Below are 19,542 nucleotides of genomic sequence, written 5' to 3' on the forward strand. Positions count from 1 at the left end.
TCTTCTCGGGGGGCACCCCGCCCGCTCGCGGGTGTCGGGGGGATAAACTCGACCCCAGCATTTCGGTGGACCCGTCCGTTCCTTCCCGTCCGTGCCGTTCCGGTGCGGACTCGTCGGGATGGTCGGGCCCACTTGTCAGAGCCAGCAGCCGCTGCAACCCCAGGGAGCGATGTGTCCCGCCGCCTGTTCACCTCTGAGTCCGTGACCGAAGGTCACCCGGACAAGATCGCCGACCAGATCAGCGATTCCATCCTGGACGCTCTCCTCAAGGAAGACCCCAAGAGTCGGGTCGCCGTCGAGACGCTGATCACCACCGGTCAGGTGCATGTGGCCGGAGAGGTCACGACCCAGGGCTACGCCGACATCCCCACGATCGTGCGCGAGCGCGTTCTGGAGATCGGCTACGACAGCTCGAAGAAGGGCTTCGACGGCGCCTCCTGTGGTGTCTCGGTGTCCATCGGCGCGCAGTCGGCCGACATCGCCCAAGGCGTCGACACGGCCTACGAGAACCGGGTCGACGGCGACGAGGACGAGCTGGACCGCCAGGGTGCGGGCGACCAGGGCCTGATGTTCGGCTACGCGTGCGACGACACGCCCGAGCTGATGCCGCTGCCGATCACGCTCGCCCACCGGCTGGCCAAGCGCCTGGCCGAGGTGCGGAAGAACGGGACCATCCCCTACCTGCGCCCCGACGGCAAGACCCAGGTCACCATCGAGTACGAGGGCGACCGTCCGATCCGCCTGGACACGGTCGTGGTCTCCTCGCAGCACGCGGCCGACATCGACCTGGACTCGCTGCTGGCGCCGGACATCCGCGAATACGTGGTCGAGCCGGAGCTGACCGGCCTGGGCATCGAGACCGAGGGCTACCGGCTCCTGGTCAACCCGACGGGCCGGTTCGAGATCGGTGGCCCGATGGGTGACGCGGGCCTGACCGGCCGCAAGATCATCATCGACACCTACGGCGGCATGGCCCGCCACGGCGGCGGCGCGTTCTCCGGCAAGGACCCGTCGAAGGTGGACCGTTCCGCCGCGTACGCGATGCGCTGGGTGGCCAAGAACGTGGTGGCCGCCGGGCTGGCGCGCCGCTGCGAGGTGCAGGTCGCGTACGCGATCGGCAAGGCCGCACCGGTCGGCCTGTTCGTGGAGACCTTCGGCACCGAGGCGGTGCCGGTGGAGACCATTCAGGCCGCCGTCGGCACGGTGTTCGACCTGCGCCCGGCCGCGATCATCCGCGACCTGGACCTGCTCCGCCCGATCTACGCCCAGACCGCGGCCTACGGCCACTTCGGCCGCGACCTCCCGGACTTCACCTGGGAGCGGACCGACCGCGTGGACGCGCTCAAGGCCGCCGCGGGTCTCTGAGCCCGAGGTTTTCGCACACGCCGCCGGCCGCGACACCGACCCTTCCGGGGGTCGGCGTCGCGGCCGGCGGCGTTCGTGCGGTCGGCGGCGGTGGGCGGGCGCGACAGGAGGGACGCGCCGACGAGCGCCGCCGCGTACACCGGGAGCGGCCCGCGTTGAGCAGGCCGGTGCTTGCCGGGTTCGCCGAGCGGTCGACCCGGGCGGGGGCTGTCGGCGGACGAGGACCGCCGTGCGCTCGCGCCGAGGCCCGACCCGGTGGGTCAGGCGGCCTGGGCGGCGCGGCGCAGGCGGGTCATCAGGTGGGTGCGGTCGGCGTTGGTGATCATCGCCGGATGGGCGTGCAGGGCCGCGACCGCGTCGTGGGCCGCGGCCCACAGACGGGCGAGCTCGTGTTCGGACACCTGCCCCGCGGATCGGGCGATCGCCTCGTAGGCGGCGTCACGGGCGCGTTGCAGGTCGATCAGGTCCGCCGGAATGGGCTGTTCGGACATGGCAAGAGCTTACGAGAGTCCACGTAAACACAGGGTTAGCTCCGGATTGCGGCGGACCCCACGGAAGATCGTCCTCAGATGGCCTCGTGCTCCCGGCCGGTGGATTGTTGCGGATGGCGCGGTATGCGGAACTCCGTCACCGGCGGCATGCAGAAGATGGTCAGGTCGCACGCGACGCCGACCGCCTGCGTGGGCGTGTGGCCCAGATGCAGCGCGGCTCGGGCGTACTCCCACCCCGAGCCGATTGCGCCGTAGTCGTAGTAGAAGACGTCGAAATCGCTGCCGGTCTCGAAGAGCTTGCCGTCGAAGGCGAACAGGAACTCCGACTTGGGCTCGAAGCTGGAGAGCTTGCGCTTGCCCCACTCGACGAACTCGGCGTAGAACTCCAGGACGTCGCGCTCCTCGGCGGACGCCGGAGTGTGCGTGTCCAGGAACAGGCGCATCAGATTGATGTCGCGCAGCAGCCCGGCGCCGCCGAAGATCAGGTTCTCGCCGATCTTGTACAGCTTGGTGCCCTCGGTCTTGGCCTGACCCCAGGTCACCTGGGAGTCGGCGGCCACGACGATCGATTCGTCGATGATCTTCCCGGCCACGACACTCATCAACGCCCCCCGTTCGTACGGCTGATCCGGACCCGAACGTGCCGGTTCAGGATCGCAGAGGGGCGGCCCTCGGCGCAGGTGTTCGGCTCGCGCCGAGGGCTCCCGGGGATGGTTGGGACCCGATCGCGCCGGCGGTCAGAGGCGGACCAGGACCTGGTCCAGCGGCTTGCGGTGGATGTCGGGGACTCGGGCGTCCTCGGCCGGGTAGCCGACCGGGACGACCACCGCGGCGCGCTCCTCCGGCGGGCGGTCGCACACCTCGTTGAGGAAGCGCATCGGGCTCGGCGTATGGGTCAGCGTGGCCAGCCCGGCCTGGTGCAGCGAGGCGAGCAGCAGGCCGACGGCGATGCCGACCGACTCCTTCGTGTAGTAAGGGCGCGGGGAGTCGGGTCCCTTGTGCACCTCGAACACCACGATCACCGCCGGCGCGTCCTCCAGGAACGGCTTGTGCCAGTCGGTGCCGATCGGGGCGAGCGCCGCCAACCACTCCTCGGACGCGCGATGTGCGTAGAACTCGCGCTCCTCCTGCTCGGCGGCCTCGCGCAGCCGACGCTTGCGCTCGGGATCGGTGAGCACGACGAAGCGCCAGGGCTGGACGTTCGCGCCGCTGGGCGCGGTGCCGGCGGTACGGATCGCCCATTCGATCACGTTGTCCGGGATCGGTCGGGACGAGAAGTCGCGGACGGTTCGACGCTCGGCCATCACGTCGTGGAAGGCACGGCTGCGGGCTTCCGCCTCGTGAGCGGGGACGCCTCGGTGCCGGTGCGGAACCGTGGGGTATGTGGGTTCATCGACCATGGCGCACAGCACAGCACGGCAGGGGGGTGCGGTGGAAGCCCCGTCTCGGATCGTCTCGGATCGTCTCGGGTTCGGGTGGCCCCGCCCGGTCAGGCCGGTCCGTGATCGCTCAGCGAGACGGTCGGCGTGGCGGCGACGGTGCGGGTGACGCGGAACTGCCGGCCGGTGCTCGCGACGGTCACCACGGAGCCCGCCCAGGCCTCGGTCACCCGTCGGGACAGGTCGGCCTCGGTGATGCCCGCGTGCAGCAGGTCGGCGCGCAGCGCTCGGGCCGCCGACTCCCGGGTCCCGGTGTGCAGGGTCCGCCAATCGTCGCGGTTCGTCTCGCGTGTCTGCGCCTCGTGCATCCCGTTCGCCGTCTCGTGCATCGTGTCGCTCCCTCCCCGGCCGTGCAGGACCGGGCCTTCCATCCCTGACCCCCTGGACCACCCTGCGCCGGCGGTCAAAGATCGTCCAAATCCGTCAGGAAAAATCAGCCTCAGGCATGAGACGGGTGAAGCCGCCTACTTCGTTGGAACGAGCGCCCGGGTGGGTCGCGAGCCATGGATTCGCGGCCCGTCTCCAACCGGTCGGGCGGGTTGGGCTCGGCAGTCGGCGCCGACCGGGACATGGGCCCTGGTCCGGAGACCGCGCGAGCGCACGATCAGGGTGACGCAGCCGGGGCGGTCGACGCGGAAACCGCTGGCGAAGGCGAACCAGGTCGGCTCGTCCGTGCCGTCGGCGCAGTTCGGGACGCGGATCGCGCCGGCGGCCGGTCTCCGGGGCGACGTCGCCCAGGAGCACGGTGTGGCCGGCGGGTGGTGCGGTCGGGGTGGAGATCCGGTCCGCGCGGTCGACGGTCACCGGCGGATCGGGCCGGACGTCGGCGACTCGTGTGGGCTCCGGATCGCGGGCATTCCCGGTGGCCCCGGGACCGGACGCGGGCGCGGATCCGGTCCCGCCGCCGGTGTCGCGGCCGGTCGCGGACAGGAGCAGGCAGCCCAGGGCGGCCGCGATGCGTACCCGGCTCGTCGGCACGGGCACATGCTGCCAGGTGGGGGCGTCGCCGGACCGCCCCGAATGAACCGGCGGGCACTGGGCACCGTCTCTCGGATCGCCGGGGACAGGGTTGTGTCCCGGGCACGCGGGCACGAGCACATCAGGGAAGGTGGCAGGCCATGAGCGACGACACGTGGGACCCGGTCGAGGATTCCCCGGACACTCCCGGCGACGACGGCGTCCTCGGCCCCGAGGACACGCTGTCCACCGACGACCTGTCGTACGACCCGCTCGACACCGGGATCGTGCCGCCCGACCGCTGGTCGGCGGCGGAGCGGTACGGCAATACGCCGGAGGAGTCCCGACGCGGCGAATCGCTCGACCAGTTGCTGGCCGAGGAGGAGCCGGACGTCGCCGACGACGACGCGGTCTCGGACGAGTGGGAGGGCGGCCCCGATCCCAGGGCGGGCCGGCTGGTCGCGACGGACGAGGGCGTGCACGAGGACACCGAATCGGAGGCGATCGCCCACGATGTCGGCATCGACGGCGGCGCGGCCGGGGCCGAGGAGGCGGCGATGCACATCATCCCGGAGGAAGAGGTCCCGTAGGGCCGCCGGCGGGCACGCGGGAAGCCGGTCGATGGGCCGCGGGTGGGCGGGACCCCCGGGGCCGATGGTGGAGCGGCGCGCGGATGGTGCGGGTGTGGTGTGGGCCCAGGGTGGATGCGCCTGATGGAGGCGTGGGCCCGGACGCGCGTGCTCGGTGTGGCGCGGGCTCGGGATCGCGTGGTGTGGACTCGGGTTCGGGTGCTGCTCGGTGTGGTGGTCGGCCCGGGCGTCCCCGTGGGTCAGTGGGCGTCCGGGGGGAGTAGGCGGGTCGCGGCGGTCGGGTCGGGTGGTGGGGGGTCGGTGGGGCGGGGTGGGATTCGCGCCGCGGTCAGGGCCGTGGGTGGGGTTTCGTCGAGTCCGGGGTCGAAGGTTGTTCGGGCGAGGGCCGCGGACGCGGGTGGTGGCTCGGTGGGGTGGTCCGCGGCCGGGGTGGGCTCCGGAGGGGTGCCCAGGATCGACGCGGGGGCGGGTTCGGGGCCGGTGAGCGGACGCCCGTCGAGCAGGTCCAGGGTCGCGGCCAGGCTGGCGGCGGCGGCTCGGGCGGCGCCGGCGGCGACCGGGTCGCCGGTGTGCGCGGCGAGGTCGGCGAGTTCGCGTTCGGCCTCGGGGCGGTCGGCGATCAGGGTGTGACGCAGGTCGGTGAGCGGTCCGGCGATCCAGGACTCGGCCTCCGCCTCGGTCTCCACCACCCGTCGCATCGCGTCCACCCAGCGGCCGACCGTGCCCAGCGACTCGCGGGCGTATTCCAGCAGTCGTCGGCGGGCCGGGCCCTCCAGGCGATGGCCCTTGCCGTTGCGGAACTCCTCGTCGATCGCGGACAGCCGGTTCTCCAGCTCGTGATGCTTGGTGAGCCGGCGCAACGTCTCGGCGACCTCCTCCAGATCGCGCCGGTCGTTGCCGCCCGCGAGCCGCAACATGCGACCGAGCAGGCCGTCCTCGGGACGCCACCACAGCTGGGCGATCGAGGTCGCGCGCGGGAAGCGCAGGTGGCGCGGATGCAGCAGGGCCTCGGCGGCGTCGGCGGCGCAGGTCGCGGCGCCCTCCTCGGCCTCGGCCAGGGCGGCCAGGGCGCCGAGGTTGCGCGAGCCGCCGAGCAGGCCCTGGGCGGAGCCGGTGGCGATGTGTCGGGCCAGGGTGGCCACGGCGGGCAGGTCGCTCAGGCCGGCGGCGGCCTCCTGGAGCAGGCCGTACGTGCTGTGCCCACACAACACGGCGGCGCGGGCGGCGGCGGCCACGGTCAGCAGCTGGGTCGCGCGGTCGTGGCCGGGCGAGCGCATCGCCATCTCGTCGAGTTCGTCGCGTAGCGACATCGCGAGCGCGCCCGTGTCCGAACGCGCGCCGTCGGCGAGGGCGAGGGCACGCAGCGCGGAGAGGCGTTCCGGATCGTCGACGGCATGGGCGTGCGCCGAGGCGTAGTCGCCGCGACCGATCAACTCGCCGAGCAGGGCGACGGATTCGGGGTCCGGGCCGGTCGGGGGTGGTGGGTCCGCGGGGTCGTTCCGGCCGGCGGCTCCCGGTCGGCCGGTCCGCTCGGTCTGTCCGTCCCGCTCGGCCCGCTCGGTCCGTGCCGTCGTGTCGTTCGCGTCGGTGCCCGATGTGGCCTTCTCGTCCTCGTCCCGCTCGACCGGCTCGACCCGGTCCTCGCGGGTGCCTTCCGTTTCGGGCGACGCGATTTCGGCCGCCGCCGGGGCTTCCGGCGGCTCTTCGGTGTCGGCGGCCGGCTCGGCCAGGGGTTCGGGAGCGTGCGACGGCGCGGCCTCGGTCGTGGTCTCGGCCTCGGTGTTCGGGGCGGGGGCCGATGTCCGGTGCCAGGACAACCGGCCGCGCAACGCGGCGTTGACGATGGTCGGGTCGGGCAGGTGGGGGCGGACCGTTTCGGCCAGTTCGTCCACGCCGTCGTCCCGGTCCGCCGCGATCGCGTCGATCAGCGCGCCGAGGTCGGCCAGGGCGCACACGCGGCGTCGGTCGTCCGGTGTCCAGTTCTCGTGACGCTCGCTCAGGTCGGCGGCCAGCTCGCGGAGTTCGTTGATCGCCGGCTCGTGCGCGGGTGGGCCGGCCAGGTGCCGGAAGCGGTCCACGTCGGCGAGTTCGCGCGCGTGTACGGCGGCCTCGTGCGCGGTGATCGTGGCGGCCAGGCCCGGTCGATCCTCGGGCAGGGTGTCCGGCTCGGCGCCGACCAGTGCGCCGACCGCCTCGCGGGCCTCGGTCACCGCCGGGCCCACGTGTGTGAGCATCGTCAGGTCGGCGTCCTCCGGGGCCCGGCCGGCCGCGACGGCGGCGGTGATCGAGTCGGCGGCGGCCCGGGCCCGGCCGAGCGCGTCGTCGAGCGAGCGCAGCGGGGACGGGGGTTCCTCGCCGCCGCACAAACGGTTGCGGCAGAAGTCCTCGAACCGACGGCAGGCGGCCACGATGTCGGTGATCACGTCGGCGGGCCAACCGGGCAGCGCGAGATCGGCCTCGGTGAGGGCGAGACGCAGCAGCGCGGCGGCCTGGCAGCTGAAGCCCCAGTCGGCGAGCGCGGTGAGCCGGACCAGGTCGGGGGTGAACCCCGAGGTCTTCAGGCTCTCCAGGATCTCGCCGTCCAGGGCGCCCGAGTCGGTGTCGAGCGTCGCGGGCAGCAACACCCGCAGCACGGGCAGCGTGACGACCTGGGCGGTGTAGCCGCGTACGCTCGCGGTCTGCTTGCGCAGCCGCTTGAGAGCGTGTTCCGCGATCGCGGGGGTGGGGCGCCGGGCGGGCGGCACCCGCAGGGCACGCAGGGTGTCGGTACGGGTGGGGTTCGGCAACCGCCACAGGGCGTCGGCGAGGACGTCGGGGGCGATTGCCGCCAGACAGTCGACGAGTGGGTCGCCGAGGCGGGCGAGTTGTACGGCGACCGCCGACTTTTCCCGGGCTATCTCCTGTTGATCGTGGTCCGGATGGTCCAGGAAGGGCTGCAGTTCACCCGACGAGGTCGCCCACCACAACCAGTCGACGCTGCGGGACCGGGGTTGACGCACCATTTTGGCCTCCCGGGGGAGAGGGGCTGGTCTCTGGTTATACCGCCGTGGGCTCGAGATGCGGACGGTTCTGTCGGAATCACAAGGAATCAGCGCGGGTCGGTCGGCGCCATATATACCCCTGGGTGGTATATGTGACGGATGGGCGGCGGACGAGGAGCCGAGGAAAGGGAACAGATGGAGCGCGGGCGGATCGACCGGGACGAGCGTGCGGGACGAGACGGGGATCCGAGCGACGCGGAACTCGCCGACGGGGAAAGCCGGTTGGGGCACGGCGTGGATGGCGGGCACGCCGAGCACGCCGGGCACGAAGGGCACGAAGGGCACGATGGGCGAGCGGGCCACGCGGGGCACTCCGGTCACGCCGAGATGTTTCGGCGGAAGTTTCTGCTGAGTCTGCTGCTTTCCCTTCCGGTGCTCGTGTTGAGCCCGATGCTCGCGGACGTACTCGGCTACCACGAGCCCTCGTTCGCCGGATCCTCCTGGATTCCGCCGCTGCTCGGCTCCGTCGTGTTCGGTTACGGCGGATGGCCGTTCCTTGCCGGTGCCCGTGACGAACTGGCCGCGCGGCAGCCGGGGATGATGACCCTGATCGCGATGGCGATCACCGTCGCGTTCGGTGCGTCCTGGGCCTCCACCTTGGAGATCGCCTCGCACGACCTGGACTTCTGGTGGGAACTGGTCCTGCTGGTCGACATCATGCTGCTCGGCCACTGGCTGGAGATGCGGGCCCTCGGCGCCGCTTCCGGAGCCCTGGACGCGCTGGCCGCACTGCTCCCCGACGAAGCGGAACGGCTGGGCCCGGATGGGGAGTTCGAGCGTGTCCCGGCGGTCGAGCTGGAGATCGGCGACACCGTGCTCGTACGTTCCGGCGGGCGCGTACCGGCGGACGGGACGATCGCCGAGGGCGCCGCCGAGTTCGACGAGTCGATGATCACCGGCGAGTCCCGTCCGGTGTCGCGCGGGACGCGGGACGCCGTGGTCGCGGGCACGGTGGCGATGGACAGCGCGGTACGGGTCACCGTGACCGCGATCGGTGAGGGCACCCAACTGGCCGGGATCCGGCGCATGGTCGCCGAGGCGCAACAATCCCGGTCCCGCGCCCAGGCGTTGGCCGATCGGGCGGCGGCACTGCTGTTCTACTACGCGGCGGGGGCGGCCGTACTGACCCTGCTCGCCTGGTCGTTGCTCGGCGAGGGCGGAACGGCGATCGAGCGCACGGTCACCGTCCTGGTGATCGCCTGTCCGCACGCGCTCGGCCTGGCCATCCCGCTGGTGATCGCGATCTCCACCGAACTCTCGGCGCGGCAGGGCATCCTGATCAAGGACCGGATCGCGCTGGAGCGAATGCGCGACGTCGACGTGGTGCTGTTCGACAAGACCGGCACCCTCACGCGTGGCGCGCCGGCGGTGACCGGCGTCGTCGCGGCGCCCGGATGGCACGAATCGAAGGTGCTGCCGCTCGCCGGCGCCGCCGAACGGGACAGCGAACATCCGCTCGCCCGGGCGATCGTACGGGCCGCCGAGGAATACGAACGGCCGAAAGCCGCGAGCGGGTTCCGGTCGATGACCGGGCGCGGGGTCGAGGCGGACGTGGACGGGGTCCGGGTGCGGGTCGGCGGGCCGGCACTGCTGCGGGAGACGGGCGTTCGCGTGCCCGACGAGGTGACGGCGACCACCGACGAGTGGGTCGGGCGCGGCGCGGCGGTGTTGTACGTGTCGGCGGACGACGAGGTCGTCGGGGCGTTGGCCCTGGAGGACGAGATCAGGCCCGAATCCCTGGACGCGGTACGGGAGTTGCATGCGGCCGGGGTGCGGGTGGGGATGCTCACCGGGGACGCGCGCCAGGTGGCCGCGTGGGTGGGCCGGGATCTCGCGGTGGACGAGGTCTTCGCCGAGGTGCTGCCCGGCGACAAGGACGCCAAGGTGGCCGAACTCCAGTCCCGGGGCCTGCGGGTGGCCATGGTCGGCGACGGTGTCAACGACGCCCCGGCGCTGGCCCGGGCCGACGTCGGCATCGCGATCGGTGCGGGCACCGACGTCGCGGTGCGGTCGGCGGGCGTGGTGCTGGCCTCCGACGACCCCCGCGCGGTGCTCGGCGTACGCCGATTGTCCACCGCCGTCTACCGCAAGATGCGGCAGAACCTGGTCTGGGCGGCCGGCTACAACATCGTCACCGTCCCGCTCGCCGCCGGCGTGCTGGCCCGGGCGGGCGTGGTGCTGCCGATGGAGGTCGGGGCAATCCTGATGAGTCTGTCCACGGTCGTGGTCGCCCTCAACGCCCAGTTGTTGCGCCGGTTGGATCTGCGCCCGGAGGCGTTGGAGGAGTGAGTCCACGGCCCGTGGGGCGTGGCCGTTCCGGTCGGAGGATCGGCTCGGGATCACGACGCTAGGCTTTTGGCGTGATCGGCGATGGCGATGGCGGCGGCGACGCGGCGCAGTGGCGGGCGACGCGGGCGTGGGTCGAGCGGGTGTTGCCGGCCGGCGAGCGGGTCGTGGCGGCCGAGCGGTTGATCGGTGGGTGGTCGTCGGTGATGCGGCGGCTGCGGGTGGTCGGCGACGACGGGGAACGGGCCCTGGTACTGCGGTCGTTCGTGAAACCGTTCTATCTCCCGCACGCCGAGCAGCTGTTGGCTCGGGAGGCGGCGATCCTCGCGCTGCTCGCCGACGGCGACACCGGGGTGGACGTCCCGGCGGCACGCCTGTTGGCGGTGGACGCGCGCGGCGCGTACTGCGACCATCCGTCCCTGCTGATGTCGCTGCTCCCGGGCGGGATTCGGCTGGGCGAGGACGGCGTGGCGGTGCGGATCGGGCTGCTCGCCCGGCAGTTGGTGGCCATCCACGCGATGCCGGTCACCGAGGACACCCGGCCCCGGGACTATCAGGCCTGGACCGCGCCGGAGCGGGTGGGCGTGCCGGCCCCGACCGGCCGGGCCGAGGTCTGGCGTCGGGCGGTGGAGCTGATCCGGCGGGAACCGCCCGCGTACCGGGGATGTTTCCTGCACCGCGACTTCCATCCGGGCAATGTGCTGTTCGTCGGGCACGGCGCCGACGTGCGGATCTCCGGCGTGGTCGACTGGGTCGAGACCTCATGGGGACCGGCCGATCTGGACGTGGCGCACTGCTCGACCGCGCTGGCCCTGCTGCACGGGCCCGCCGTCGGGATGTCCTTCCCCACCGCCTACGTCGCGGCCGGCGGTCGGCTCGCCGACGATCCGGCGGACCACCTGTACTGGCGGCTGCTCGACGCGCTCGCGTTCGCCCCGGACGCGGAGAAGGTGGCGGTGCCGTGGCGGGAGGCGGGTCGGGCGGACCTGACATCCGACCTGTCGGGTGCCCGGCTGGAGGAGTATCTCGCCCTGCTGCTCGAACGGTTCGACCACCGGCTCCGGCCGGAGCGAACGATTCCGTAGGCCGTACCATCCGTCTGTCGCCATGGAGTCGGCGCGGGTCGCCGGGGCTTTTCGGGGGAGTGGATGAGGTCTGCGGTCGGTGTCGCGCGAGGAGCCGTGTTCGGGATACGGGGACGGCACGGTTCGGTGGCGCTGCGCAAGCCGCCGGACGACGCCTGGCGGGGCCCGGCGCTGGGGACGCGGCGGGATCCCGGTCGGCACGACACCTTCGAGGACCTGCTGTACATCGACGACACCCGGCCGGACGGGGGCCGGCGGCACAAGGACTGGCGGCACCTGACGTTGTGGGCCGACCCCGGGCGCGAGTCGGCCGCGATCACGGTCGAGACCGAGTCGGCCGACGACACCGGGGCCGTCTACCGCATCCTCGGCCCGGCGGGCGAGCCGTTGGGGCGGGTCGGCCGACGCCGCGGGAGCGTGCTGCCCCCGCGGCGGACCTCGTGGCATGTCGAACTGCCGGACGGGGGAGCGCTGTACGCGGTCAAGGGCGAGGTCGTCGGCTGGTGCTGGTGGTGGTTGTTCTCACCGGTGTGGGCGGTGATGGCGGCGGCCATCCTGTTCGGCGGCGAGTTTCCCCGGATGCCGATCAAGACCCGGTGGACGCGCGGCGGAGCGGATGTGTTCCGTTTCTTCGACGACGACTTCGAGAACCGGTACCGGGTCGAGGTCGACTGGCCGGACGTACGGGTCCTGTACGGCCTGGCCGCGCTGCATCACGCCCACCCGACTCCGCTGAACTCGCACACCCGGGGCGATTGAGCCGCGGGCGTACTCAGCCGCAGGCCACCCACGCGCCGCCCCGCGCGGCGGAGGCGCGGATCGCGTCGAGGACACGTTGGCCGGCCACGCCGTCGGCGAAGTCGGCGGGACGCGGGTGGTCGGGGATCGGGTCGCCGGCGATCAGCGCGGCGAAGGTGGCGGCCAGGCGGGCGTAGGGCGCGCGGTCGATGCCCATCGAGTGCAGCAGGTCGTACGCGGTGTGTATCAGGTCGGACGGCGGCGCGATCGGGTCCGGGTTGGCCAGGTCCTCGGGGATGTCCACCCGGCGGTCGCCGGCCGCGTCGCCGAGCCACACGTCGTCGAACTCGACCCAGGCCGTGCCGTGCGTGCCCGCCACGCGCGTGGTCATCAGCGGCGGACCGTAGACCCCGGCCGAACTCTGCAGCGAGCCCTCCACCCCGGTCACCGTGCGAAAGCGCACGTTGAAGGTGTCCTCCGCACTCTGCCCCGGCCGATCCGCGACCAGCGGCAGGCCGGCGCTGACTCCCTCGAACTCGCCCAGCGTGTGCCGGATCTGGTCGATCCAGTGTGAGGCGTGCGCGCCGAGCCAGCCGCCGCCGTCCTCGGCCCGGCCCCACCACGCGGGCACCTCGGCCGCCGGTCCGGTCAGTACCGGAATGTGCAACAGCCAGGTGCCGAGCCGGGGTTCGCCGATCGCGCCGGCGGCGATCAGCCGGGCGAGCAGCGCCTGGGCGGACTGCCAGCGGAACTCGGTGCCCAACAGGTGCACCACGCCCGCCTGTTCGGCGGCGGCCAGCATCCGGGCCGCCTCGGCCGCGTCGCTCGCGAACGGCTTCTCGCAGACCACGTGCTTGCCGGCCGCGATCGCGGCGAGCACGATCTCGGCGTGGGTGTGCGGGGGCGTGGCCACGCTCACCGCGTCCACGCCGTCGAGGGCGAGCGCCGCGTCGAGGTCGGTGAGGGCGTGCGGGACGCCGAAGCGTTCGGCGCGCTCGGCGGTGCGGGCGGGGTCCCGGCCGACGAGGGCGCGTACCTCGAAGCCCGCGTCCCGGAAGGCCGGCAGGTGGGTGAGGCACCCGAATCCGGTCCCGACGATCGCCACACCCAGCTTTTCCCGCGTCATGACGTCGCTCTCCTTGTTCTGGGCCGACGGGCCGACATGCCGACGGGCCGTGGGTCGGGCCGAAACGGGGGCCTACGGTAAGGGAAGCTGTCCAACTTCGCCATCGTGGTGCCGTGTGACGAAGCGCATCCGGCGGGTGGGGGTGATCAGCCGGGTCGGTACGCCGACACGTCCTCGGTGGTCAGGCGTACCCGGGTCGGCCGGTCGTCGGTCGACCCGGCGGCGGGCGGGCTCAGCGACAACCCGAGCCGCTCGCGCTCCGCCGCCCCGGGCAGCGCGGCCTCGATCTCGTCGGCCGGATACCCGAACAGGTCCGCGTCCCGCCACACCACCGGGTCCGTCGTCGTGCCCGGCAGCCGCTCGAAGGCGATCGTGCGGCAGCCGTGTTCGGAGCCGGTCACGTCCACGCGCAGGGGGCCCAGGGAGCCGCCGAAGCTCCAGAAGCTCCGGTGTCCGTCGTCGTGGTGGCGGGTGCCGGCGCAGGACCAATAGGCGCGTACGTCCAGGACCGTGGACAACGTCCACTGGGCCCGCTGCTCGCTCGTCCCGAACCGCAACACGCCGGCGCCGCGCGGCAACACCACGCCCACGCCCGGCAGTAGTTCGAACACGTCCCGATTGTGCCCCAGGGCGCACGTCGGCGGGCGGGCCGACTCTGATATCGATGGTCGGGCATCCGGCTCCGAACGAACGGTGGTAGCGCCATGACCGACACCCCCGACGGCCCCTCGACCGGCCCCCTCGGGCTCGACTTCGCCGAGACGGTGCTCGCGGCCCAGCCCTTCAGCCGGCTCGTCGGCGCCCGGGTGACCGTGTTCGGCGCCGGGCGGGCCACCCTCGAGGTGGACGTGCGGGACGAACTCCGGCAGCAGAACGGCTACTTGCACGGCGGCGTGCTGGCGTATGCGGCGGACAACTCGATCACGTTCGCCGCGGGCAGCACGCTGGGCGCGGCGGTGCTGACCGGCAGCGTCCAGGTCCAGTACCTGCGGCCGGCGCAGGGGGTGTCGCTGCGGGCGGAGGCACACGTCGTGCACGCCGGGCGGCGGCAGGCGGTGTGCGATTGCACGCTGATCATGTGTGCGGAGGACGGTACCGAGACGGTTTGTGCGATCGGTCGCGGCACGGTGCTCGTGGTGAACGGCGGGTCGGCCTGAGGGTGGGGCGGGTGGCCGCGTGGTCGGGCGGTCGGGTGGTGTGCCGAGTCGGCCTCGGGGCGTCGAGGGCGGGTGTGCCGAGGGGATGCCATCCCGTGTGGGTGTCGCGTACCGTTGACTGTCGTCACGATGACAACAGGATGAGGTGCCCTCATGCAGCTCCGTCCCTCCGCGCACGTCGACACGTTCTCCCGGGACCGGCTGCCGCCCGTCGAGCAGTGGCCCGAACTGGTCTTCGACGTGCCGGAGGTGCGCTATCCCGACCGGCTCAACTGCGCCGTGGCCCTGCTCGACGACACCATCGCCCGACACGGGGCCGAGCGGCGGTGCCTGGTCACCGTGACGGAGAGCTGGACGTACGGCGACCTGCTCACCCGCGCGAACCAGATCGCCCATGTCCTGACCGAGGACCTGGGTGTGCTGCCCGGTCACCGGATCCTCCTGCGTGGCCCCAACAACCCCTGGCTGGTCGCGAGTTGGTTCGGCGCGTTGAAGGCCGGCGCGGTCGTGGTGACCACCATGCCGCTGCTGCGCGCGCACGAACTCGACACCATCCACCGGATCGCCCGACCCGTCGTCGCCCTGTGCGACCACCGCTTCACCGCCGAACTGGAGGCCGCCGACACCCCCGGACTGCGTGTGGTCGACTACGGCGGGGCGGGCGAGGGCACGTTGGCCGCCCGCTGCGCCGCGAAGAGCACCGTGTTCGAGGCGGTCGACACCGCGTGCGACGACGTGGCGCTGATCGCGTTCACGTCCGGGACGACCGGGCGGCCCAAGGCGACGATGCACTTCCATCGGGACGTACTGGCGATCGCCGACACGTTCTCCGCGTACGTGCTGCGGCCCGAGCCGACCGACCTGTTCACCGGGACGCCGCCGCTCGGCTTCACCTTCGGGCTCGGTGGGCTGGTGGTGTTCCCCCTGCGGGTGGGCGCGGCCACGCTGCTCCTGGAGCGGGCGACGCCGGAGGAACTGGCGGCCGTGGTGGCCGAGCGGCGGGTCACCGTGTTGTTCACCGCGCCCACCGCGTATCGGGCCATCCTCGGCGCGGGGCTCGTCGACCTGCTCGCGGGCGTGCGGCGGTGCGTGTCGGCGGGGGAGGCGTTGCCGGTCGGGGTCTGGCGGGCGTACCACGACGCGATCGGGACGCGGATCATCGACGGGATCGGCGCCACCGAACTGCTGCACGTGTTCGTCTCGGCCGCGGACGATGCGATCCGGCCCGGGGCGACCGGGCTGCCGGTACCGGGTTTTCGGGCCGTGGTGCTCGGGCCGGACGGCTCGCCGGTGCCGGACGGGACGCCGGGGCGGCTGGCGGTGAAGGGGCCGACCGGGTGTCGCTATCTCGATGACGTTCGGCAGGCCGACTATGTGTGCGATGGGTGGAACATCACCGGTGATACGTATGTGCGGGATGGAGACGGCTACTTCTGGTACCAGGCGCGTAGTGACGACATGATCGTGTCGTCCGGGTACAACATCGCCGGTCCCGAGGTCGAGGCGGTGCTCGGTACGCATCCGGACGTCGCGGAGTGCGGGGTGGTCGGGGCGCCGGATGTGCGGCGGGGGCTGGTGGTCAAGGCGTATGTGGTGCTGCACCCCGGGGTGAGTCCGGACGAGGCGACGGCGCGGGCGTTGCAGGGGTTCGTGAAGCGGACGATGGCGCCGTACAAGTACCCGCGTCTGGTCGAGTTCGTGGACGAGTTGCCGCGTACGAACACCGGCAAGCTGCGGCGTGCGGAGTTGCGGCGGCGCGCGGCCGAGGGCACGCCGGTCGCCGGGGCGGGGCCGGCGCCCGGATAGGATCACCGCCGAACCAGACTCCGCGAGGAAGGCGACCATGGCGGAGACCTCGGCCCGGCCCAGCTCCCTGATCAACACCGTGTACGGCGCGTTCGTGCGCGGGCTCGGCGGGTGGATCTCGATCGCCGACCTGATCGTGCTGATGGGCGAACTCGGCGTGGACGCACCGGCGGTGCGGTCGGCGATCTCGCGGCTGAAGAAGCGCGGCACGCTCATCCAGGAGCGGCGGGAGGGGACCGGCTATCGGCTGAGTCCGGCGATGGAGTCGATCTTCGACGAGGGCGATCGGCGGATCTTCGGCAATCTGGAGCCGGCGCGGCTCTCGGACGGGTGGGTGCTGGCGATCTTCTCGGTGCCGGAGTCGGAGCGGGCCCATCGGCACCAGTTGCGGTCGCGGTTGACGTGGCTGGGGTTCGGCAATGTGTCGCCAGGGGTGTGGATCGCGCCGGCGCGCTTGTTGGAGGACGCCCGGCGGACGCTGGAGCGGGTCGAACTGGCGGACTACGTACACCTGTTCACGGGGGATGCGGCCAGTGCGGTGCGGCTCGGCGAGGCCGTCGGGGAGTGGTGGGACTTCGAGGCGATCGAGGAGCAGTACGCGCTGTTCACGGACGCGTATGGGCCGGTCGCGGCGGAGCTCGGGGGGCGGGCGGTGATTTCGCCGGGGGAGGCGTTTCGGGCGTATGTGCCGATGCTCACCCAGTGGCGGCGGTTGCCGTATCTCGATCCGGGGTTGCCGGCCGAGTTGTTGCCGGCGGACTGGAACGCGGTGGGGGCGCGGAAGGTGTTCCTGGCCCTGCACTCGCTCCTGGCGGAGGGGGCGGGGATTCACGTACGCGACGTATAGCGCTTGGCCTCAGGCGCCGGCCGGGCTGTTCGGCCTCAGGCGCCGGCCGGGCTGTTCGGCCTCAGGCGCCGGCCGGGCTGTTCGGCCTCAGGCGCCGGCCGGGCTGTTCGGCCTCAGGCGCCGGCCGGGCTGTTCGGCCTCAGGCGCCGGCCGGGCTGTTCGGCCTCAGGCGCCGGCCGGGCTGTTCGGCCTCAAGCGCCGGCCGGGCTGTTCGGCCTCAAGCGCCGGCCGGGCTGTTCGGCCTCAAGCGCCGGCCGGGCTGTTCGGCCTCAAGCGCCGGCCGGGCTGTTCGGCCTCAAGCGCCGGCCGGGCTGAGTTTAGGCCATGGTTTTGGTCAGCCAGCGGAAGACGTCGGGGACCATTCGGCGCCAGACGTCCGTGCCGTGGCCGCCGCCGGAGATTTCGGCGACTGTTATGGCTGTGGGGGGTTTGGTGGCGGCTTTGAGGGCTTGGGCGTCGCCGAAGCCGTCGCCCTTTTCGCCGGCCATGTAGAGGGCGACCTTCGGGGGCTGTTGGGCGTTTTTGAGGATGGTCAGGGGGTTGGCGGAGACTCGGAGGGCCGGGTCCTTGGCCGTGACCGAGTCGGACTCGCCCTTGGGGTCGTTGTAGCCGGACAGGCTGACCGCGGCGCCGTAGCGGTCCGGGTGGAGCAGGGCCATCCGGGTGGCGCAGTGGGCGCCGGCGGAGTAGCCCGCGATCGCCCAGTGCTTGGGGTCGGACTCGGCGCGGAAGTTGTCGATCACCATGCGCCGCACGTCGCCCGAGATCCAGGTGTCGGCGTTGGCCTTGCCCGGGACGTCCGCGCAGCCGGTGTCCTCCTGGCCCGCGAGCAGCTTGGTGCGCGGCGAGACCAGGATGAACGGGGCCACCTCGCCCTTGGCCATCATGCTCTTGAGCTGCTTGTTGACGTCCAGCGTGCCGAACCAGGCCTTGGCCGAACCCGGGTAGCCGGGCAGCAGTTCGACGACCGGGAACTTCTTGTCCGCGAACGCCGGGTCCTTGTACTGCGGCGGCAGCCACACGTAGACCTCGGCCTCGACCCCCGACTGCGGGCCCTTGAGGTTGGTTTCCTGGACGCCCTCGCCCATCTTGCCGTCACCGGCCGGTTCGAACTTGGTGAGCAGCTTCTGCTCGGGCGCCGGCGGCGGGGCGGGCTCGCGCGCCTCGACCACGTGGCTGCCGCCCGTGCCGAGGAAGTCGTCCCACGTGTCGTAGAGGCTGTTCGCGTTGTTGACCATCACGAACACCATCAGGATGGCCGTGAACTGGCAGGTGACCAGCATGAACAGCCGAGCGACGATTTTCACCGGCTTGGGGCCGGGGATGTGGTTCCACGCGAACAACGCCAGCACCACGGCCGCTGTCGCCAGCACGATGGTCGTTATGTAGAAGGGGGTACCGGTCAGACTCACTGTCGTCTTCCAGGGTGATTCAGCGACGATCCGGACACGGTCAGTCGGCGATGGGTGGGGACATGTGCCGGCCGAGCCAGCCGAGGAGGTCGGGGATCATCTTCTTGAAGTGCGAAGTGAGATGCCTGCCACCGGGCTGCTCGTAGTACTCGATGCGAACGGGTGCCGCCGCCTTGGCGACGAAGGCCTTGACCAGGCGTACCTCGGCCGCGTCCCCGCCGCCCGCGGTCGCGAGCACGTCGATGTTCGCCTTGCCTTCCGCGATCATCCGATCGGGGCTGTTGGCCAGCCGCTCCGCCTCGTAGCCCTTCCACAGCGGGCTGTCCGGGTTGAAGTAGCCGTCGATCGGCACCGCGACCTTGAACCGATCGGGGTGCTGGAGGGCGAGTTTCACGCTGCAGAACGCGCCCGTGGAGGCGCCCATCAGGCCCCAGCCCGCCGGGTCGCGCAGGGTGCGGAAGTTGGCCTTGACCAGGTCGGGGATGTCCTGTGACATCCACGTGCCCATCTTCGGTTGGCCGGGGATGTCGCTGCACTCCAGGCTGCGCTTCTCGTCCTTCTCCAGGTTCTGCACCGGCATCACCATGATGAAGGGGTGCGTCTTGCCCGACCTGGCCTCGGCCACGGCCATCTGTTGGATCGGCAGTTGGTTGTCGGTCCAGGTGTTGTAGCCGTTGCTCTGCCCGCCGGCGTAGAGCGTGAGGACGGGGAAGCCGTGCTTGGCGAAGGCCGGGTCGTGGTACTCCGGCGGCAGCCACACCCACACCTTGCCGGTGACGCCCGACTTGGGGCCGGTGTAGCTGGTCATCATGATCGGCCCGACGGGGGTGGTCGTCGCCGTGGTGAAGTTCGTCGCGGGCCCGGCCGGCATGACGACCTTGCCGGGGGCGGCGGGCTTCGCGGGCGGGCCGGACGACTGGCCGCCGGACTGTCGGGGCGCGGCGGTGCTCTTGGCGTGGTCGACCGTGGAGTCGCCGGACGAGGAGCCGCACGCGACCGCGGTCACCGCGAGCAGTACGGCGCCGAGCAGCGCCGTCGCGCGAGGACGGCGTGCGGAAAGGGGGTTCAAGGGAAGAGCTCCGACAGGCGTCAGGGGGGTGCTGTTGACAAAAACGACCTTAACCGGGCGGCGAAACGGTGATCGGGCTGCTCTGTAACAGCCGTCCATCAATCGGCGGGACGTAAACAGTGTTTTCGTGATT

At 72.1% G+C, this 19,542-nt stretch carries 17 protein-coding genes; 8 read left to right on the forward strand and 9 right to left on the reverse strand.

The genetic code is table 11. The annotated features are described in order from the left end of the window. Positions 1–171 precede the first annotated feature (171 nt). Positions 172–1,365, forward strand: coding sequence for a methionine adenosyltransferase (gene metK / locus EMA17_RS47485; RefSeq protein ID WP_126643450.1), 1,194 nt, complete (start codon positions 172–174; stop codon positions 1,363–1,365). A gap of 260 nt (positions 1,366–1,625) precedes the next feature. On the opposite strand, the gene EMA17_RS47490 is transcribed toward metK, so the two are convergent. The 4 genes from EMA17_RS47490 to EMA17_RS47505 form a co-directional block, all read right to left on the reverse strand. Then, entirely contained in the window at positions 1,626–1,856 is a 231-nt protein-coding gene (locus tag EMA17_RS47490) for a hypothetical protein (protein ID WP_126643451.1), read from the reverse strand. A gap of 74 nt (positions 1,857–1,930) precedes the next feature. Further along, positions 1,931–2,458: an Ntn hydrolase family protein gene (locus EMA17_RS47495; RefSeq protein WP_126643452.1), complete on the reverse strand. Its 528-nt coding sequence runs from the start codon at positions 2,456–2,458 to the stop codon at positions 1,931–1,933. Positions 2,459–2,593: 135 nt separating this feature from the next. Next, positions 2,594–3,256 (reverse strand): nitroreductase family protein, encoded by a 663-nt coding sequence (locus EMA17_RS47500; RefSeq protein ID WP_126643453.1) that lies wholly within the window; start codon positions 3,254–3,256, stop codon positions 2,594–2,596. 89 nt (positions 3,257–3,345) lie between these two features. Then, positions 3,346–3,624 carry a hypothetical protein gene (locus EMA17_RS47505; protein WP_126643454.1) on the reverse strand — a complete coding sequence of 93 codons (279 nt, stop codon included), beginning with the start codon at positions 3,622–3,624 and terminating at the stop codon, positions 3,346–3,348. Positions 3,625–4,413: 789 nt separating this feature from the next. On the opposite strand from EMA17_RS47505, the gene EMA17_RS47510 reads away from it, so the two are divergent. After that, positions 4,414–4,842 carry a DUF5709 domain-containing protein gene (locus tag EMA17_RS47510; RefSeq protein ID WP_126643455.1) on the forward strand — a complete coding sequence of 143 codons (429 nt, stop codon included), beginning with the start codon at positions 4,414–4,416 and terminating at the stop codon, positions 4,840–4,842. A 239-nt stretch (positions 4,843–5,081) separates the two neighbouring features. Here the strand turns inward: EMA17_RS47510 and EMA17_RS47515 are convergent, their stop codons facing one another. After that, positions 5,082–7,844, reverse strand: coding sequence for a hypothetical protein (locus tag EMA17_RS47515; protein WP_126643456.1), 2,763 nt, complete (start codon positions 7,842–7,844; stop codon positions 5,082–5,084). A gap of 366 nt (positions 7,845–8,210) precedes the next feature. On the opposite strand from EMA17_RS47515, the gene EMA17_RS47520 reads away from it, so the two are divergent. The 3 genes from EMA17_RS47520 (at position 8,211) to EMA17_RS47530 (ending at position 12,013) form a co-directional block, all read left to right on the forward strand. Further along, the gene (locus EMA17_RS47520; RefSeq protein ID WP_218043266.1) at positions 8,211–10,172 is read left to right on the forward strand and encodes a copper-translocating P-type ATPase; all 1,962 of its coding nucleotides are present in this window, start codon (positions 8,211–8,213) and stop codon (positions 10,170–10,172) included. 71 nt (positions 10,173–10,243) lie between these two features. After that, positions 10,244–11,254 carry a phosphotransferase family protein gene (locus tag EMA17_RS47525; RefSeq protein ID WP_126643458.1) on the forward strand — a complete coding sequence of 337 codons (1,011 nt, stop codon included), beginning with the start codon at positions 10,244–10,246 and terminating at the stop codon, positions 11,252–11,254. Between the two features lie 96 nt (positions 11,255–11,350). Continuing rightward, positions 11,351–12,013, forward strand: a complete 663-nt coding sequence (locus tag EMA17_RS47530; protein WP_126643459.1) for a hypothetical protein — start codon at positions 11,351–11,353, stop codon at positions 12,011–12,013. 13 nt (positions 12,014–12,026) lie between these two features. Here the strand turns inward: EMA17_RS47530 and EMA17_RS47535 are convergent, their stop codons facing one another. Together EMA17_RS47535 and EMA17_RS47540 are read right to left on the reverse strand one after the other, a co-directional pair. Further along, positions 12,027–13,118, reverse strand: coding sequence for a Gfo/Idh/MocA family protein (locus EMA17_RS47535; protein ID WP_126643460.1), 1,092 nt, complete (start codon positions 13,116–13,118; stop codon positions 12,027–12,029). A gap of 146 nt (positions 13,119–13,264) precedes the next feature. After that, on the reverse strand, positions 13,265–13,729 hold the full coding sequence (locus tag EMA17_RS47540; RefSeq protein ID WP_126643461.1) for a hypothetical protein: 465 nt from the start codon (positions 13,727–13,729) through the stop codon (positions 13,265–13,267). A 93-nt stretch (positions 13,730–13,822) separates the two neighbouring features. Between EMA17_RS47540 and EMA17_RS47545 the strand changes: the two genes are divergently transcribed. The 3 genes from EMA17_RS47545 to EMA17_RS47555 all read left to right on the forward strand — a co-directional run bounded on the left by EMA17_RS47545 (position 13,823) and on the right by EMA17_RS47555 (position 16,928). Further along, a complete protein-coding gene (locus tag EMA17_RS47545) occupies positions 13,823–14,275 on the forward strand; it encodes a PaaI family thioesterase (protein WP_126643462.1) in 453 nt (150 codons plus the stop codon). A gap of 153 nt (positions 14,276–14,428) precedes the next feature. Further along, positions 14,429–16,081 (forward strand): AMP-binding protein, encoded by a 1,653-nt coding sequence (locus EMA17_RS47550; protein WP_126643463.1) that lies wholly within the window; start codon positions 14,429–14,431, stop codon positions 16,079–16,081. Positions 16,082–16,118: 37 nt separating this feature from the next. Continuing rightward, complete coding sequence (locus EMA17_RS47555; RefSeq protein WP_126643464.1) at positions 16,119–16,928, forward strand: PaaX family transcriptional regulator; 810 nt, start codon at positions 16,119–16,121, stop codon at positions 16,926–16,928. Between the two features lie 317 nt (positions 16,929–17,245). Here the strand turns inward: EMA17_RS47555 and EMA17_RS47560 are convergent, their stop codons facing one another. Continuing rightward, positions 17,246–18,340, reverse strand: a complete 1,095-nt coding sequence (locus EMA17_RS47560; protein ID WP_170222378.1) for an alpha/beta hydrolase — start codon at positions 18,338–18,340, stop codon at positions 17,246–17,248. Between the two features lie 40 nt (positions 18,341–18,380). Further along, the gene (locus EMA17_RS47565; protein ID WP_246127357.1) at positions 18,381–19,409 is read right to left on the reverse strand and encodes an alpha/beta hydrolase; all 1,029 of its coding nucleotides are present in this window, start codon (positions 19,407–19,409) and stop codon (positions 18,381–18,383) included. Between the last annotated feature and the right edge of the window lie 133 nt (positions 19,410–19,542).

Origin of the sequence: Embleya hyalina (genome assembly GCF_003967355.1) — a bacterium.
GTDB lineage: Bacteria > Actinomycetota > Actinomycetes > Streptomycetales > Streptomycetaceae > Embleya > Embleya hyalina.

What these genes read in the sequence shown, in the direction of transcription:
- EMA17_RS47490 (WP_126643451.1), bottom strand. Translation starts at nt 1,856, where the DNA reads ATGTCCGAACAGCCCATTCCGGCGGACCTGATCGACCTGCAACGCGCC.
- EMA17_RS47495 (WP_126643452.1), bottom strand. Translation starts at nt 2,458, where the DNA reads ATGAGTGTCGTGGCCGGGAAGATCATCGACGAATCGATCGTCGTGGCC.
- EMA17_RS47500 (WP_126643453.1), bottom strand. Translation starts at nt 3,256, where the DNA reads ATGGTCGATGAACCCACATACCCCACGGTTCCGCACCGGCACCGAGGC.
- EMA17_RS47505 (WP_126643454.1), bottom strand. Translation starts at nt 3,624, where the DNA reads ATGCACGAGACGGCGAACGGGATGCACGAGGCGCAGACACGCGAGACG.
- EMA17_RS47510 (WP_126643455.1), top strand. Translation starts at nt 4,414, where the DNA reads ATGAGCGACGACACGTGGGACCCGGTCGAGGATTCCCCGGACACTCCC.
- EMA17_RS47515 (WP_126643456.1), bottom strand. Translation starts at nt 7,844, where the DNA reads ATGGTGCGTCAACCCCGGTCCCGCAGCGTCGACTGGTTGTGGTGGGCG.
- EMA17_RS47520 (WP_218043266.1), top strand. Translation starts at nt 8,211, where the DNA reads ATGTTTCGGCGGAAGTTTCTGCTGAGTCTGCTGCTTTCCCTTCCGGTG.
- EMA17_RS47535 (WP_126643460.1), bottom strand. Translation starts at nt 13,118, where the DNA reads ATGACGCGGGAAAAGCTGGGTGTGGCGATCGTCGGGACCGGATTCGGG.
- EMA17_RS47545 (WP_126643462.1), top strand. Translation starts at nt 13,823, where the DNA reads ATGACCGACACCCCCGACGGCCCCTCGACCGGCCCCCTCGGGCTCGAC.
- EMA17_RS47550 (WP_126643463.1), top strand. Translation starts at nt 14,429, where the DNA reads ATGCAGCTCCGTCCCTCCGCGCACGTCGACACGTTCTCCCGGGACCGG.
- EMA17_RS47555 (WP_126643464.1), top strand. Translation starts at nt 16,119, where the DNA reads ATGGCGGAGACCTCGGCCCGGCCCAGCTCCCTGATCAACACCGTGTAC.